This is a genomic window from Streptomyces sp. NPDC094147, from assembly GCF_044764265.1.
Lineage (GTDB): Bacteria > Actinomycetota > Actinomycetes > Streptomycetales > Streptomycetaceae > Streptomyces.
In genome coordinates, this window is the sequence record NZ_JBIWHT010000005.1 from 220,902 (window position 1) to 235,009 (window position 14,108).

The 14,108-nt window shown below is 71.6% G+C and carries 13 protein-coding genes; 5 read left to right on the plus strand and 8 right to left on the minus strand.

The annotated features are described in order from the left end of the window. Positions 1–109: 109 nt before the first annotated feature. Positions 110–1,549 (minus strand): MFS transporter, encoded by a 1,440-nt coding sequence (locus ACIQ8J_RS11505; RefSeq protein WP_403270679.1) that lies wholly within the window; start codon positions 1,547–1,549, stop codon positions 110–112. Positions 1,550–1,708: 159 nt separating this feature from the next. Between ACIQ8J_RS11505 and ACIQ8J_RS11510 the strand changes: the two genes are divergently transcribed. From ACIQ8J_RS11510 to ACIQ8J_RS11520, 3 genes are all read left to right on the plus strand, one after another. Continuing rightward, complete coding sequence (locus ACIQ8J_RS11510; protein WP_403270677.1) at positions 1,709–2,695, plus strand: LysR family transcriptional regulator; 987 nt, start codon at positions 1,709–1,711, stop codon at positions 2,693–2,695. Positions 2,696–2,763: 68 nt separating this feature from the next. After that, a complete protein-coding gene (locus ACIQ8J_RS11515; protein WP_403270674.1) occupies positions 2,764–4,935 on the plus strand; it encodes a RecQ family ATP-dependent DNA helicase in 2,172 nt (723 codons plus the stop codon). Positions 4,936–5,152: 217 nt separating this feature from the next. Further along, positions 5,153–5,794 carry a hypothetical protein gene (locus tag ACIQ8J_RS11520; RefSeq protein ID WP_403270672.1) on the plus strand — a complete coding sequence of 214 codons (642 nt, stop codon included), beginning with the start codon at positions 5,153–5,155 and terminating at the stop codon, positions 5,792–5,794. Between the two features lie 264 nt (positions 5,795–6,058). Here ACIQ8J_RS11520 and ACIQ8J_RS11525 read toward each other — a convergent pair whose 3' ends face one another. From ACIQ8J_RS11525 to ACIQ8J_RS11535, 3 genes are all read right to left on the minus strand, one after another. Further along, entirely contained in the window at positions 6,059–6,676 is a 618-nt protein-coding gene (locus ACIQ8J_RS11525; RefSeq protein WP_403270669.1) for a hypothetical protein, read from the minus strand. Between the two features lie 221 nt (positions 6,677–6,897). Next, positions 6,898–7,608 (minus strand): ribonuclease HII, encoded by a 711-nt coding sequence (locus tag ACIQ8J_RS11530; protein ID WP_403270667.1) that lies wholly within the window; start codon positions 7,606–7,608, stop codon positions 6,898–6,900. 118 nt (positions 7,609–7,726) lie between these two features. After that, on the minus strand, positions 7,727–8,350 hold the full coding sequence (locus ACIQ8J_RS11535) for a TetR/AcrR family transcriptional regulator (RefSeq protein WP_403270664.1): 624 nt from the start codon (positions 8,348–8,350) through the stop codon (positions 7,727–7,729). A gap of 307 nt (positions 8,351–8,657) precedes the next feature. Between ACIQ8J_RS11535 and ACIQ8J_RS11540 the strand changes: the two genes are divergently transcribed. After that, a complete protein-coding gene (locus tag ACIQ8J_RS11540) occupies positions 8,658–10,202 on the plus strand; it encodes an MFS transporter (protein WP_403271104.1) in 1,545 nt (514 codons plus the stop codon). 90 nt (positions 10,203–10,292) lie between these two features. Here ACIQ8J_RS11540 and ACIQ8J_RS11545 read toward each other — a convergent pair whose 3' ends face one another. From ACIQ8J_RS11545 to ACIQ8J_RS11560, 4 genes are read right to left on the minus strand one after another with little or no spacing between them, the layout of a single operon-like run. Next, positions 10,293–11,213, minus strand: coding sequence for an ADP-ribosylglycohydrolase family protein (locus ACIQ8J_RS11545; protein WP_403270661.1), 921 nt, complete (start codon positions 11,211–11,213; stop codon positions 10,293–10,295). A gap of 12 nt (positions 11,214–11,225) precedes the next feature. After that, on the minus strand, positions 11,226–11,885 hold the full coding sequence (locus ACIQ8J_RS11550; protein ID WP_403270658.1) for a histidine phosphatase family protein: 660 nt from the start codon (positions 11,883–11,885) through the stop codon (positions 11,226–11,228). A 9-nt stretch (positions 11,886–11,894) separates the two neighbouring features. Next, positions 11,895–12,428: an ATP-binding cassette domain-containing protein gene (locus tag ACIQ8J_RS11555; protein WP_403270656.1), complete on the minus strand. Its 534-nt coding sequence runs from the start codon at positions 12,426–12,428 to the stop codon at positions 11,895–11,897. Beyond that, positions 12,331–13,251, minus strand: a complete 921-nt coding sequence (locus tag ACIQ8J_RS11560) for an ATP-binding cassette domain-containing protein (RefSeq protein WP_403607798.1) — start codon at positions 13,249–13,251, stop codon at positions 12,331–12,333. The genes ACIQ8J_RS11555 and ACIQ8J_RS11560 overlap by 98 nt, the downstream gene beginning before the upstream one ends. Before the next feature lie 146 nt (positions 13,252–13,397). Here ACIQ8J_RS11560 and ACIQ8J_RS11565 point away from each other — a divergent pair, with 146 nt between their 5' ends. Next, on the plus strand, positions 13,398–14,108 hold the full coding sequence (locus ACIQ8J_RS11565) for a TetR/AcrR family transcriptional regulator (RefSeq protein ID WP_403271099.1): 711 nt from the start codon (positions 13,398–13,400) through the stop codon (positions 14,106–14,108).

The window sequence follows — 14,108 nt, forward strand, 5'->3', positions numbered from 1 at the left end:
CCGGATGGCGGCGACCCCCGCGACAGCTCCGGCTCGACTCGTCACCCGGCCTGACCGACAACGGCCGTTGCCACCAGGGCAATCCCGTGCCGTGAGCCCGCTCGCCCGCTCACCGGGCAGCACCTCGGCCGATGTAGCCGACCGCGAGCAGGGCGCCCACCGCGAGGGCCGCCGCGGCCACCGCGAGGGCGGTTTTGGTGCCGCTGTCGCCGGGCGATGCCTGGAGGAAGGAGCCGAGTACGGCGACGCCCACGACGGCACCGGTCTGGCGGGCCGAGTTGAGCGCGCCGGACGCGATGCCGGCCTGTTCCTTGGGCACCGCCGAGACCAGCGTGGTGACCAGGGACGGGATGGCGAAGGAGACGCCGAAACCGAACACCAGCAGGCCGACGGCGGTCAGCGCGTACTGCCCGGCTCCCACGTCGCCCACGAAGAGCAGCTGAATGAGCGCGCCGAGCGTCATCAGTGAGAAACCGAGGATCGAGGGGACGCGCGGGCCCTTCCTGGCCACCAGGCGCCCGGTGCAGATCGGGTTGAAGGCGGTGGGCAGGGTCAGCGGCAGGAAGGCGAGGCCCGCGGCCATGGCGGTGTAGCCGAGCCCCTGCTGGAAGTGGAGCGACATGACGAACAGGACACCGGAGAGGCCGAAGTTGACGAGCAGGCCGTTGAGCAGGCCGACCGAGAAGGCGGAGTTGCGGAACAGCTTGAGCGGCAGCATCGGGCCGCGTACCCCGGGCTCCCGGCGCTCCACCGCGAGGAAACCGATCGCGGCGGCCACTCCGACGGCCAGCGCGATCAGCACCGGCGCCGAAGTCCAGCCTTCCGGCTCGCTCTGGATGACGCCGAACGTCAGGCCCGCCAGGGCGAGTACGGCGAGCAGCTGGCCCGGCAGATCGATGGCACGGTCCGGGTTGCGGGGCACCTGCGGCGCGAAGGCGCGGGTGAGGAACACGCTGAGCAGGGCGACCGGCACATTGATGACGAAGATGAAGCGCCAGCCGAGTGTGTCGGTGAGGACACCGCCGACGACCGGACCCGCGGCGAGCGCGACGCCGGTGATCGCCGCCCAGGAGCCGAGCGCACGGGCGCGCTCGGCGGGGTCGGTGCAGGCGGTGGCGATGACGGCCATCGAGGCCGGCAGCAGGGCTGCGCCCGCGATGCCGAGGACACCGCGCATGCCTATCAGGACGCCCAAGTCCGGTGCGGCGGCGGTGAGTCCGGAGGCGACGAGGAAGGCCCAGGTGCCGGCGAGGAAGACCCGGCGGGCGCCGAAGCGGTCGGACAGCGCGCCCATGGTGAGCAGCAGTGCGGCGAAGGTGAGGGTGTATCCGTTGACCACCCACTGGAGCCCGGAGAGGCCGCCGCCGATATCATCCCGGATGGCGGGCAGTGCCACGTTCACCACGCTGGTGTCGAGCAGCACCATGAAGTAGCCGAGCGAAAGACCCAGCAGCAGAAGCCCTTTGCGCCGGATCCCGGCCCCGGGCTTGACACCCGCCGCAGCGCTCTCTCCTTGTGCGGCCGTCACCGTCGATGACTGCGAGGACATAGTTGTTCCCTTCTCCATTACTGATTCGGAATGACGAATTCGAGACAGCCGGGTCGTGAACCTGCGGCTGTTACAGCCTGGCGGGCGCCCAGGCGAAGGAGAAACGGGAAATTCCGATGGCACCATCGGAAGCACCGATGGTTCGGGGGAGGCCGAGAGATGCAGCTCCGTCAGCTGAACACGTTCCGCACTGTTGCCGAAACGCTCAATATCACGCGGGCGGCCGAGCGGCTGAATTATGCCCAGTCGAGTGTCACCGAGCAGATCCAGTCACTCGAAGCGGATCTCGGAGTGGCCGTGTTCGACCGTTCCGGCCGCCGGCTGCGGCTCACCGCGGCGGGCAGCCGCCTGGTCGGATACGCCGAGCGGATGCTCCAGCTCGCCGAGGAGGCCAGGGCCGCGGTGGCGGGCATGGCCGACCCGGCCGACGAACTCGCCATCGGTGCGCCGGAAACGCTCTGTGTGTACCGGCTGCCTTCCTTGCTGACCCGGTTCCGCGAGACCCATCCGAACATCCGGGTCGTACTGCGGCCGGGCAACCGGTCGGAGTCGCGCGCCGGGGTGCGCGAGGGAACCCTGGACCTCTGCTTCACATTCGGACCGCCGCCCGTGGAGCCGGAGTTCGAGAGCATGGCGCTGGCTCCCGAGACCGTCGTCGTGGTGGCGCCCCCCGGGCATCCGCTGACCAGGATGAAGGAAGTGAGCACGGCGGAACTGGCGGGCGCGGAGTTCCTGGTGACCGAGCCCGGTTGCAGCTACCGCAGGATGTACGACGAGACACTCGGCAGCGTCCGGGGACCGCGTCCGACCGTGGTGGCCGAGCTCACCAGCATCGGGGCGCTGCGCAGTTGCGTCGCCGAGGGGATGGGCTGCGCGCTGCTTCCGCAGATCGCGGTGGCGGCCGACCTGGCACGGGGCACGGTGGAGACGGTCCCGTGGACCAACGCCCGCCGCGAGACACCGCTGCATGTCTCTTGGCGCGCCCAGGGCACCCCGTCGCCGAGTCTCCGACCCTTCCTGGACACCGCACGCGAACTGCTCGGCAGCCCGGCAGCAGCCGCCGGTCGGCGCCGCGACCCGGATCGCGGCGCTCCCGCCGACCGTGCCCCGGCCAATAACGGGCTGCCCCTGCGTGGAGACACCTGACCAGCAGAGATGGCTGATCAGGAACGGTTCGTTCCGCGATTGTCGGACCCGTCCTGTTGTATGGGGGCATGGAGCACACGAGCAACGCGGATCTGCGCACCGAGGCCGACACGGTCCTCGCCCGCCTCGTCGGGGACCCCACCGGCACCGCGCGGCTGCGCGAGGACCAGTGGCGGGCCATCGAGGCGCTGGTCGCCGACAAGCGGCGGGCGCTCGTCGTGCAGCGCACCGGCTGGGGCAAGTCCGCGGTGTACTTCGTGGCGACCGCCCTGCTGCGGGCCGCCGGAGCGGGCCCGACCGTGATCGTCTCCCCGCTGCTCGCGCTGATGCGCAACCAGGTCGAGGCCGCGGCCCGAGCGGGCATCAGCGCCCGGACGATCAACTCCGCCAATCCGGAGGAGTGGGACGCCATCCAGGCCGAGGTCGCGGCGGGCGCCGTGGACGTGCTGCTCGTATCGCCGGAACGCCTCAACAACCCGGATTTCCGGGACAACGTGCTGCCCAAACTGTCCGCCGCGACGGGCCTGCTCGTGGTGGACGAGGCGCACTGCATCTCCGACTGGGGCCACGACTTCCGCCCCGACTACCGCCGGCTGCGCACCATGCTGGTCGAACTGCCGCCGGGCGTACCGGTGTTGGCCACCACCGCGACCGCGAACGCCCGGGTGACGGCGGACGTGGCCGAGCAGCTGGGCACCGGCGGCGGCTCGGACGCGCTGGTGCTGCGCGGCCCCCTCGACCGCGAGAGCCTGAGCCTGAACGTGCTCTCGCTGCCGGACGCCGCCCACCGGCTCGCCTGGCTCGCCGACCACCTCGCCGACCTGCCGGGCTCCGGGATCATCTACACGCTGACGGTCGCGGCGGCCGAGGAGATCACCGCGTATCTGCGCCAGCGCGGGCACACGGTCGCGTCGTACACCGGCAAGACGGAGAACGCGGACCGCCAGCAGGCGGAGGACGATCTGCTCGCCAACCGGGTCAAGGCCCTGGTCGCCACGTCCGCGCTCGGCATGGGCTTCGACAAGCCGGACCTGGGCTTCGTCGTGCACCTGGGCTCGCCCTCCTCCCCCATCGCCTACTACCAGCAGGTGGGCCGGGCGGGCCGAGGAGTGGCCCATGCGGAGGTGCTGCTGCTGCCGGGCCGCGAGGACGAGGCGATCTGGAAGTACTTCGCTTCGGTGGCCTTCCCGCCCGAGGAGCAGGTGCGGCGCACCCTGGACGTGCTGGCGCAGACGGACCGGCCGATGTCGCTGCCCGCCCTGGAACCGCTGGTGGAGCTGCGGCGCACCCGCCTGGAAACGATGCTGAAGGTGCTCGACGTGGACGGCGCGGTGCGCCGCGTCAAGGGCGGCTGGACCACCACGGGTCAGCCCTGGGTGTACGACACCGAGCGGTACGCCTGGGTTGCCCGGCAGCGCTCGGCCGAGCAGCAGGCGATGCGCGACTACGCCTCGGCCACGGGCTGCCGGATGGAGTTCCTGCGCCGCCAGCTGGACGACGAGCAGGCCGCGCCGTGCGGGCGCTGCGACAACTGCGCGGGCGCGCGCTTCACGGCGGACGTGTCCGGTACGGCACTGGACGCCGCGCGCGGCGAACTGACCAGGCCCGGTGTCGAGGTGGAGCCCCGCAAGATGTGGCCCACGGGTCTCGCCGCGGTCGGCATCGACCTCAAGGGACGCATCGCGGCGGGCGAACTGGCCTTCCCCGGAAGGGCCTTGGGGCGCCTTTCGGACATCGGCTGGGGCAACCGGCTGCGCCCGATGCTCGCGCCGGGCGCCCCGGACGGGCCGGTGCCGGACGATGTGGTGCAGGCGGTGGTGAGCGTGCTCGCCGACTGGGCGAAGGGTCCGGGCGGCTGGGCCTCGGGCGAGGCCGGCGCACCGGCCCGGCCCGCCGGAGTGGTGACCGTGCCCTCGCGCACCCGGCCCGCCCTGGTCGAGTCCCTGGGTGCCCGGATCGCCGAGATCGGCCGGATGCCGCTGCTCGGCCGGCTCGCCTACGCGCAGGGCCCGGCGGGTGAGCGGGTCCCGCAGTCCAACAGCGCCCAGCGGGTGCGCGCGCTGCACCACGCGTTCACGGTCCCGGACGCGCTGGCGGCCGCGCTGGCCGAGACGGGGGGGCCGGTGCTCCTGGTCGACGACGCCTGCGACACGGGCTGGACGCTGGCAGTGGCGGCCAGGCTGCTGCGCCGCTCCGGAGCCGAGGGGGTGTTCCCACTGGTCCTGGCCGCCCAGTCGTAACGGCGGGGGTGACCCCGCTGGAGGCTGGGCAGGGATATGAGTGCCATACCCGTCGATTCAGGTCAGCGGCGTCAATTGCTCGTTGCCGCCCGACCGTACGGCAGCGAGAATTGGACCCGCCCCCGCACGGTCCCCCTGTGGTCCGGATGGGCTGTGCCGTGGTGCGCCCTCACCCGACCCTGCCCGCACTGTGGGCGCGTATCCGGAAGGGAGGACCATGACCTTCGGATTCGCTCCGTCCGCAGCCTCGGCAGCAGTGTCCACCCCCATAGCGGCCGAGTCCGCGAACCGTTTCGGCAGGATCCTGGAGCCCGCCGAATGGGCCGCGGCCGGGATCCCGCTGCTCCGAAATCCCCGCGAGGTCGTCAGCGGACTGCACGCCCGGCACCTGCCGACACCCACGACCGCCGTGATCGCGGTGCTCGACCACGAGGAGCGGCTCGCCGCCAGCGCGTCGTTCAGCCGCCGCGCCGCACCGGCCGACGGCTGGGAGTTCCGCAACGCTCTCCTCGCGCACCTGCGCCGGGTGATCCCGCACGACCTGCGCCGCCGAACGCCGGTACGCACCGCCGTGCTGCTCTACTGCCGGGACGGCGACGAACGCTGGACGGAGGAGGACGGCGCCTGGATGTGGGGCCTGCGGGACGCCTGCACCCTGCACGGGCTGCGCTGCGGTGCGTACATCACGCTCACGCGGGGCGGCTGGCAGGTCCTCGGCGAGGGGCGGGGCGGCCGCCGCCCCAGTTCCACGGCCGGGCCCGGCTCCCTGGCCGACGCCGAGTGCGAACTGGCCGAGCCGCTGCCGCTGCGCTCGGGAACGGGCACGGTGGAAATGCTGCGGCGGACCGCGGCGCGCTGAACCGTTCCGGCACGGCCGGCGCCATGCCGGGCGGACGCCGCGCCACCGGCGGTAGGCGGGTCGGGCACATCCTCCCGGGCTGCTCGGAGCCACGCGTGTCCTGAACCCTGCCAGCGCGCCCTGCGCCGTGCCCCCGCCGGACGGCAGTAGGGCACGGCGGCACGACCCTTCAGGCACGCCCGGGTTCCGGAACGCTCGCTCCGGATTCCGTCCTGACCCGCGAGGACCCGCAACCGCGGGCAACTCCCCGCTCGGGCCAGGAGTTCAGACTCCGGCGCCGAGCGCCGCGTTGATGCGCTGCGGGTCGCCGCAGACGATGAGCAGCGCCTCGGCGCGGCCCAGTGCGAGCGGCAGCGCGGCAGCCGCCGAGTCGTCGTCGGAGTTGACGGCGACGACCACGACCGGCCGGGCCGAGGCACGTCCCACGGCGGTTGCACCGGCGTAGAAGACGTCGTCACGGGCATCGTGCTGGGCCCAGTACGCGTCCTCTCCGAAGGACAGCTCGTGCGCCGCCCACGGGTGGAGCTCACCGGTGGTGAGGACCAGGATGTCGCCCGGCGCGCGGCCGGAGTCGAGCAGCAGGTCCACCGCTTCGCCCGCGGCGTCGAGCGCACCGTCGGACGGGGCCGGGATCAGCTGGATCTGCGGCCCGGTGGACTGCTCCGGCCGGGGCGCCGGGGTCGGCGCGGCGGGGCTGTGCGTCCGCTGCGCGGGGGGCGTGGGCCGGGCCGGGCCGGGTCCCGGACGTCCGGGACGCGGTGCGGCCGCGGGACGCGGACCGGGTACGGGGCGAGGGGTCTGCGCGGTGCGGCCGGCGGCCGGAGTGACGCGGGGACCCTGGGCACTCTCGTGAATCTGAGGCTCCTCGGGGATGAGAGGCATGAATGGATGTCTATCAAATGCCGGTGAAGGCGTCACCGGCGGGTGGGCACAAAGGTGCGATCGGGGCGGAGTCTCCCCGCAACTGGGCGGGAAAGTCCAGGGATTTCGGGCCGTGGCACCGGACTTCCGGACATCCGCGAAGCGGATCGGAAGGCTCCGGGAACCGAGCCTCACGGTGAGGGAAACGGACCGAAAACCTCCGGACTCGTCCGGAATCCGGGTCAGAAGTCGAAGCCGAGCTGTCCCCCGCTTTCGAGTGCGGCCGCCTCCGCGGAGAGCCGCGTCTTCTTCAGGTGCCGCCACTGGGGCAGCGCGTCCAGATACGACCACGACAGCCGGTGGTAGGGAGTGGGACCCCACTCCTCCAGCGCCACCTTGTGCACGGGCGAGGGGTAGCCGGCGTTCTCGGCGAAGCCGAATCCCGCGTACTCCCCCTGCGCGTCCCCCAGTTCGGCCATCATCGCGTCCCTGCGCACCTTGGCGATCACCGAGGCGGCCGCCACCGCGATACAGGACTGGTCGCCCTTGATCACCGTGCGGACCTTCCAGGGCAGGCCGAGGTAGTCGTGCTTTCCGTCGAGGATCACCGCGTCGGGCCGCACCGGCAACGCCTCCAGGGCGCGCACGGCGGCCAGCCGCAGGGCCGCAGTCATGCCCAGCTCGTCGATCTCCTGCGGCGAGGAGTCACCGAGCGCGTACGCGGTGACCCAGCCCTCCAGTACCGCGGCGAGCTCGGTGCGGCGTTTGGGGCTGATCAGCTTGGAGTCGGTGAGCCCGGCCGGCGGGCGTCGCAGTCCGGTGACGGCGGCGCACACCGTGACGGGACCGGCCCACGCCCCGCGTCCGACTTCGTCGACACCGGCGACGATCTTGGCTCCGGTGGTGGCGCGAATCGAGCGCTCGACGGTGTGGGTGGGTGGTTCGTACGGCATGGCGCCTGCAAGGTTACGCCGCCGGAGGCCGCCCGCGACACCCAGGTCGCCAGGGAGCCTGGCCGGGCCCGCGCGGGGGCCGCACCGAAGCCGTACAGAGGTCGCGCCGAGGCCGCGTTCAGCCGACGTGCGGACGCAGCAGCGGCACCATCACCTCGTCGATCATCGCGGCGATGTCCTCGTCGCTCCATTCGCTGCCGCACACCTTCGAGCGGAACATCATCAGCCCCGGGATCACATCGAAGACCAGCTCACCGGTGGCGTCCGGGCGCACGTCACCACGCTCGATCCCCCGCCGCACCACCTCACGGAACAGCCGGTTGGAGGGCTCGATCACCCGGCGCACGATCAGCGAGTGGAACCGGTCGGCCACAGCGTGGTCGCATTCGTAAAGCACCGAACGCAGTGCGTAGCCGGATCGCGAGTACATCGTCCCGCGGATCCGCCGACACAGCTGGTAGAGGTCCTCGCGTACGGAACCGTGGTCCCCCGCCTCGTCGAGGCTCGGGAGTCCGGACTGCAGCGCGTCCGCGACCAGGTCCTCCTTGGAGGGCCAGCGACGGTAGACCGCGGCCTTCCCGGTCTGCGCGCCGGCAGCCACGCCCTCCATCGTGAGCCCGCTCCAGCCGACCGTGCTCAGCTGCTCCAGCGCGGCGTCGAGGATCGCCTGTTCCAGAACGGGACCCCGGCGACGCAGCGAGACGGGCTGCGCCCCGGTGGCGGTGGCGCGCGAAGTGGCCATCTTCTTCTCTCCGTTGGGGACTCTCCGCGGGGACGGACATCCCCCTGTTGGGGACGGGTGCCCCCAACTGCCGGGGACGGGTGCGGCAACCGTTGGGGACGGGGCTTGCAGCGTATGCGCGCGGTGGCACTCCGCGTTCCATGGTGGCCCCGCGTCACCCCGATGTTCCAGACGCCGCAAGGCCTCGCCGAGGCCCAACTCACAAGGAAAACCCTTGTGTTCACTCCGGGCCACTCACTATCGTCACCCATTAGTGAACGGAAGCGTTCACTACGGCTTTCAGGGGGACCCAGTGACGCCCAACCAGATCGGCACGGCCCAGCAAACCAAAGCCCGCCCCGGCCCCAAGGACCGGTCGGCCCGGCCCGGCATAGCCCTGACCGTCATCGCGGCATGCCAGCTGATGGTGGTGCTCGACGCCACCATCGTGAACATCGCTCTGCCCCACATCCAGACCGCCCTCGGTTTCTCCACCAACGACCTCACCTGGGTCATCAACGCCTACGCGCTCACCTTCGGCGGGCTGCTGCTGCTCGGTGGCCGGGCCGGTGACCTGCTCGGCCGGCGCCGGATGTTCATCACCGGCATCCTGGTCTTCACGCTCGCCTCGCTCCTCGGCGGATTCGCCCAGGAGCCATGGCAGTTGCTCGCGGCACGCGCCCTGCAGGGCATCGGCGGAGCGATCGCCTCGCCGACCTCGCTGGCCCTGATCGCGACGACGTTCCCGGAGGGCCCGGAACGAAACCGCGCATTCGGAGTGTTCGCCGCCGTCTCGGCCGGTGGCGGCGCCATCGGTCTGCTCGCGGGCGGCATGCTCACCGACTGGCTGAACTGGCGCTGGGTCCTGTTCGTCAATGTGCCCATCGGCGTGTTCATCGCCTTCCTCGCACCCCGCTTCATCAAGGAGTCGGAACGCCATCCGGGCCGCTTCGACCTCACCGGCGCGCTGGCCTCCACGCTGGGCATGGCGGCCTTGGTCTACGGGTTCATCCGGGCCTCGACGGACGGCTGGAGCGACCCGCTCACGCTCGCCTCGTTCGGCGCGGCCGTGGTCCTGCTGCTCGCGTTCATCGCGGTGGAGCGCCGTTCGGCCCAACCCATCACGCCCTTGCGGATGTTCGCAGACCGCAACCGTTCCGGTACGTACGTGATGATGCTCAGCCTGGCCGCGGCGATGTTCGGCATGTTCTTCTTCATCGTGCTGTTCGTGCAGAACGTGCTGCACTACAGCCCGATCAAGGCGGGTCTGGCCTTCCTTCCGGTGACCGTCGCGATCGTCACGGGCGCCGGGATCTCCTCCAATCTTCTGCCGAAGCTCGGTCCCAAACCCTTCATGGTGACCGGCACCGCCCTCACGGGCCTCGGCATGGCCTGGCTCACCCAGATCGCCCCCGGCAGCTCGTACGCCGGCGGGATCCTCGGCCCGATGCTGATGTTCGGCTTCGGCATGGGCCTCAACTTCGTCACCCTCACCCTGACCGCCGTCTCCGGCGTCGCCGACCAGGAATCCGGTGCCGCCTCAGGCCTGTTGAACGCCACCCAGCAGGTCGGCGGCGCGCTCGGCCTGTCCATCCTGACCACCGTGTTCGGCACCGCGAGCCGCCACGAGGCCACCACCCAGGTCAAGGACTTCCTGGCGAACGGCTCGGCCGAGCAGAAGGCGGCCTTCGTCAAGTCCCGTCAGCTGCCCGCCCCTTGGAGCGACGAGGTCCTCGCCCACGGCATCGGCACCGCGTTCATCGCCGCCGTCGCCCTGGTCGCCCTCGCGATCGTCACCGCGGTCTTCGTCATCCAGGTCCGCAAGAGCGACCTGGAGGCCCTGAGCGGCACGACCGGGAGCGCCGCACTCTAGACACACGCCCCGGGGTACGTGTTTGGGCCCGCCCCGTCCGCACCGAGCGGGCGGGGCGGCCAGGTTCGTCGTGGCAGGCAGGCCGAGGGGTCAGCGGACCGGAGCGGCCGGGACCCAGTCCGGCAAGTCCTCCGTGCGGTCCAGCCAGGCGGCAGGGGGCGCCCCGGCCCGGCCGGCCGCGACCACCCCGCCCACGATCGCGCAGGTCGTGTCGACGTCGCCGCCCACCTGCGCGGTCGTCCAGAACGCCCGCTCGTACGCGCCGAGCCCGCGCGCCGCCGACCACAACGCGAACGGCACCGTGTCGTGCGCACTGGTGCGCCGGCCGGAGCCGAGCACCGCGGCCACCGTCCCCGCATCGTCGTAGTCGAGCATGTCCCGCGCACGCCGCAGCCCGGCACCGACGGCGCTGCGCGGAACCAGCGCGATCACCCCGTCGAGCAGCTCGCCGGGGCCGGGAGGTCCCGCCGGGGCGGCGACGAGTGCTGCGGCCGCCGCGACGGCCATGGCCCCCACCACCGCCTCACGGTGCTGGTGCGTCGTGTACGACGAGATCTCCGCCTGGTGCGTGGCCTGTTCCGGATCGTCCGCGTACCAGGCGCCGAGCGGCGCGATCCGCATGGCGGAGCCGTTGCCCCAGGAGCCCTGCCCCTTGAACAGGGCGGACGCCAGCTCCCGCCAGTCCCCGCCCTCCCTGATCAGCCGGAGCATCCGGTTGACGGCGGGACCGTAGCCCCGGTCGAAGTCGTGGTGCTCGGCGAAGGACCGCGCGAGCGCGTCCTGATCGATCCGGCCGTACGAGGCCAGCACGCCGAGCACCGAACACGCCATCTCGGTGTCGTCGGTCCACTGCCAGAGGCCGTCGGGCAGTTCCCGGTTCTTCAGGCGGGGATAGTTGGCGGGCACGAAGAACTGGGAACCCAGCGCGTCGCCGACGGACAGCCCGCGCAGGCTGCCCAGCGCGCGTTCGAAGCGCGGGTCGAGTGATTCGGTCGAGGAGTCAGCGGTCATCGCTCAGCCACTCTATCCGGTGATCCCGTACGGTTCCGGGGCGCGCCAGCGCTCGAACGGCCGGTCCAGCGAGTACCGACCGTCGGCCCCGAGCAGCAGCGTCCTGGTCTCGGCGTTCCCCGGATTGGACAGCGACTCGAAGTCCGCCACGCTCCAGTGGAACCACCGCATGCAGAACAGCCTCATGGTCAGCCCGTGCGTGACCAGCAGCACGTTGGGCGGGTGGTCCGGCGCCTCGAAGCTGCGGTAGAGGCTCTCCAGGAACGCACCCACCCTGTCGTACACGTCGGCCCCCGACTCGCCCTGCGCGAACCGGTAGAAGAAGTGCCCGTACGCATCCCGGTAAGCCTTCTGCAATTTCACGTCGTCCCGGTCCTGCCAGTTCCCCCAGTCCTGCTCGCGGAGCCGCGGCTCCTCCCTGATCCGCACCTGCTCGGGGTCGAGGCCGAACGCCTGGAATGTCTCATGGGTCCGCCGGTAGGGCGAAACGTAGACGCTGACCCGTTCCCTTCCGAACATCGAGCGCAACTGCTCCCCGGTCGCCTCGGCCTGTCGCCGACCGGACTCGGTGAGCCTCAGCGCATGGTCCGGCTCGCGCTCGTACACGGTGTCGTCGGCATTGCCCTCCGACTCGCCGTGCCGGACGAGGACGATGCGCCGCGGTCTTGCCATGCCCAAACACTAGATCGCCCGCGCCTCAGTCGAGCAGTTGTCCGACCTCCATCCGGCGTATCCGCCCGTCGAAGCGCTGCCGCAGCCGTCGATCGTGGGACACGACCACGACGCTCCGTCCCATCCCGCCAAAGCCTCCTCCACTTCTTCGACCAGGCCGGGCGCCAGGTGGTTGGCCGACTCGTCCAGCAACAGCAGATCCGCGGGCCGTGCCAGCAACCGCGCGAGCGCCAGCCTTCGGCGTTGTCCAGCCGACAGCGAACCCACCGGCACGTGCAGGTCGCCTGGCCGCAGCAGCCCGTACGAGAGCAGCCGTTCGCTCTGTTCGTCCTCGCCGAGCGGGAGCCCCCACCCGAAGGCCGCCAGGACCCGCACCGCGGGGCGCGCGACAGGTATCTCCTGAGCGAGGTATCCGATCCGCCCCCGCCGCAGCACCGACCCGGCGTCAGGTTCCACCAGTCCCGCCAGAACCTTGAGCAGCGTCGACTTGCCTGCCCCGTTGCCGCCGTGGACCAGGACCTTCTCTCCGGCCGCCACAGCCATCTCCGGCACCGCCAGCCGGCCCCCGACCCGTACCCCCTTCGCCTCGACCAGCCATCCGCCCCCCGCTCTGTGCCCGCACCTCAGGCCCCATGCCCGCGCCCGGAACTGCTTCTGCCTCGCCACCCTTTCCCCGCGTATCGCTTCGGATGCCGTAGCCACGGCCGTGGTCATGCCCGCGGCTGGCGCCGCAGGGGCCGTCGGCACCGCCTCTGCCATCGATCCCTCCGACGCCGGGGGTGTGACCGGGCGGGCGGCGAAGCGCAGCGGCTCCGGCGGCTTGGCGACCGGGTCCGCCCGGAGCCTGCGCAACCGCTCCTGGGCGTTGCGGACACGTCCCGACACCAACGCCTGGACCCGGGCGCCGGCCCGGCAGGCTGCCCATCGTCCGCTCGCGGCCGGTCTCGGCCAACCCGAGCGCATGCATCGCCTTGTCGACGCGGGCGTCCGCCTCATACCCGCCGCGCAGTTCGAACGCGGTCAGCAGGTCCCCGTACTCGCCCAAACCGGCAGGGCTCGCCGCGCCGAGGTCGGCCTCCAGGTCGCGCAACCTCCTTTCCATCGTGCGGAGTTCGGTGAGGGCGAGGCCTATCGCGTCGCCGACGGTACGGTCCGGGGGGAGTTGCGGGGTCTGGGCCAGCAGCCCCGCACCTCCGTCGGCCACGGTCACCACCTCGCCCTCGTCGGGCTGTTCGAGCCCAGCGAGCAGGTGGAGCAGAGTGGACTTTCCGGCGCCGTTCTCCCCCACGATTCCTATGCGCTCGCCGGGGCGAATCGTCAGCGAAACCCTGTCGAGCAGCAGCGTGTCTCCGCGAGCCTTGGTCACGTCATGCAGAGAGATCTGAGTGGGCAAGGTCGCCTCCCCGGCGTTCGGCAGCAGGACACAGCAGGACTTCGAAATGCAACTTGCGTCGCGTTACGATGAGTCTGGCACACGTGGGCTATCTAATGCAACAGGAGTAGCAATTGAATATGTCACCCGGTTCCCAGCCCCTCAGCCCCCCTTCCGCCGAAGAGCCGACCGATGCCAATGCCCCAGCCACGCCACCAGCCACGCCCACAACCCCCGCCCCCGGCAGCCGACGTCCGGGCGGCCGTACCGCGCGCACCCGCGCCGCCGTGCGGGACGCCGTGCTCACCGGGCTGTCCGAGCACGGCTACCCGGGCCTCACCGTCGAGTACGTGGCCGAGCATTCGGGGGTGCACAAGACGACCCTGTACCGGCGCTGGGGCGGGCTCGAAGGGCTGGTCGCCGACGCCCTGGACCTGGCGGGTGAGGACGCCTGGACCCCGCCGGACACCGGCAGCCTGGAGGGCGATCTGCGCGCCCTGGCCCGCGAGGTGACGGACTCGTTCACGGATGCGGCCGCGGCCGCCGCTCCCACCGCGTTCATCGCCGCGGCATTCCAGTCACCGCGCGCGGCGGACGCGCTGCGCACGTTCTACACCGAGCGCTTCGGGCGCTGCGAAGCCGTTGTCCGGCGCGCGGTCGAGCGGGGCGAGGTACCCGCCGACACCGAGGCCGGCGCACTGGTGCGGGCGGTCTCGGCGCCTCTCTTCCTGCGCCTGTTCATCACGCGCGAGCCGATCGACACGCGCCTCGCGGACCAGGCGGCCGCGGCCGCGTTCGCCGCGGCCCAGGCAGGGGCGTTCATCAAGTCCCCTACTGATGAAGGGAGTTGA